Source organism: Campylobacter sp. CNRCH_2014_2452 (assembly GCF_025772865.1).
Classification (GTDB): domain Bacteria; phylum Campylobacterota; class Campylobacteria; order Campylobacterales; family Campylobacteraceae; genus Campylobacter_D; species Campylobacter_D lari_D.
This window is the reverse complement of sequence record NZ_JAKMSX010000024.1, coordinates 1-1,953: the sequence shown is the minus strand read 5'-3', so window position 1 is coordinate 1,953 and position 1,953 is coordinate 1. Positions and strand designations below refer to the sequence as shown.

2 protein-coding genes are annotated in these 1,953 nt (G+C 25.1%); both read right to left on the bottom strand.

From position 1 onward, the window contains the following. Positions 1 to 1,015 (bottom strand): hypothetical protein (locus L8X38_RS08340; protein WP_263661763.1); only part of this gene is annotated, 1,015 nt, incomplete at its 3' end. Continuing rightward, positions 1,002 to 1,826, bottom strand: coding sequence for a hypothetical protein (locus L8X38_RS08335; protein ID WP_044598833.1), 825 nt, complete (start codon positions 1,824 to 1,826; stop codon positions 1,002 to 1,004). The genes L8X38_RS08335 and L8X38_RS08340, both read right to left, overlap by 14 nt. Positions 1,827 to 1,953: the final 127 nt, after the last annotated feature.

The window sequence follows — 1,953 nt, the reverse complement described above, 5'->3', positions numbered from 1 at the left end:
GCAAGTTTAAAGTCTTTAGTAGGTATTGTTTATTAGCAATAATACTTAAGCTTTGATTGGAATTTAAAAAAGTATTTCTTTCTTGTTTTAATTGAAAGCTTAGCTTTTCATTTAAAGATTTAAATAAAGAATTAAAAATTTCATTTTTTATTTTATTGTCTTCTGTATAAAGTTTTAAATCAAATTGATATTTTTGTTCTTCTTGTTCAATGATTTTTTCTTGTTCTTTTAAATCTTGTATGTTTTTTAAATATTCTTCATCTATAAAATTGTAAGTTGTAGAAGCTATACTTGTTTTAGTTATAAGTTCTTTTTTCTTTGCTAGAGCAAGTTTGTATTGTTTTGAATAGCTAGGGTAGGGGCGTGGAGTGAAGAGGGAGAAAGGATTGATTAGTTTTTGAAAAAAATCATTTGGATGATCAATACATTGACCATTAGGTGTTATAGAATTACTAGGGCATACAACAGGAGGTTTAATTTTATCTCCGATTTTATTAAGCAAATCTTGAGTATTTATTAGCAGTTTTTTTGCTAATTCTTTAATGTTTTCAGAAAAATAGTAAGATATAACACTTCCTCCAGCAAAAATAATTATACCAAAAATAATTTTTCCTCTAAACAAGATAAGTGCTATTTCTTTAGAAATATCTAAGCCTTTTTTTAAAACAAAATCTTGTATAACTTCTTCTCCTAGTTTTACTAAAACTTTAGTTATATCGCCATTGTTAATATACTCTAAGGTATATTCAGTAATTTTTAGTTTGTTATCCACTTTATCTGTAATAACTTGAACTTTTTGAATATAAGGTTGTAGGGTTTCTTTAGTGGGAGAGTTGGGGGAAAGGTTGAATATATTGCCTAAAAAATGAGAGGTATTGCTTATTTCTCCGGTTGCATCTCTACTATTCTCTACAATTTCTTGTCCTTCTCTTAGGGCTTCTTTTATACTTTCTTTAATGTTAATAGTGGTATTGTTTTCATTATGAACACTAATATTATTTTCATTTGCATTCATCTAAGGCCTTTTGGATTTTGTTTAAATAATTACCTATAAAGATTATTATTGCTTTATGATTACTTTTCCACTTTTTATTTATTTCTTCATTAGAAAATTCTAGTGTATCTAATTTTTTAAGTGTATTATAACTTTCTTTCACTTGTTTGAATATTGTCAATTTGTCTTTAAAAGAACATAATTGGGTGTTGTAAAGTAAAAACATTCCTTGAATTGATACTTTTGAGTAAAGAGCCATAGCTTTATACCAAGCTCCCTTATCCAAATAGCCTATGCTATCTAAATAATCATAAAATTCTTCATAGTGCTTTATAAATTTAAGTTTTTCTTTAAAAATTTGTTTTTCTAAATCTTTAGTAGAGGCTCTTAAGTTTAGGTATTTTTGTTTTTCATTTGAGTTTAAATCGCTTATGAAATTAAGATAATTAAAATAGGTTTGCTCTCTACCATGTAGAAAGATAAAAATATCAATGTTGCTTTGAATAAAATTTTGGCAATACCTATCCTCAAATCCAAATAATTTAGCCACCTTAAAATCAAAAATAGCCTTTTGCATTTTTGTATTTAAATCTTTAAAGTCTTCTAGTTTAGGCTGATAATCATCTACAATTTTAATCATATCTTTAGGACTTGGATTTAAAGTCATTTTTTCAAAATTTTTAAAATTTAATTGAGCCTTAGGATGATGATATATTCCCCAATAAATCGTATATAAAGGAGAATAAAGTAATTTTGCAAGCACGGCAAGTATTATGATTAATATAATACAGGGTATATAAAATCTTTTAAGTTTATAAAAAGGTTTTTTCATTTATATTCCTTGATATTCTAAAAATAGTTTTTTATATATTTTTTGTAAAAATTACAATGAAAGTTTTTTAATATTTTAAGCAATTTTTTTACCTTTAAGGTTAGTATTGTTTATTATAGCATTGTTG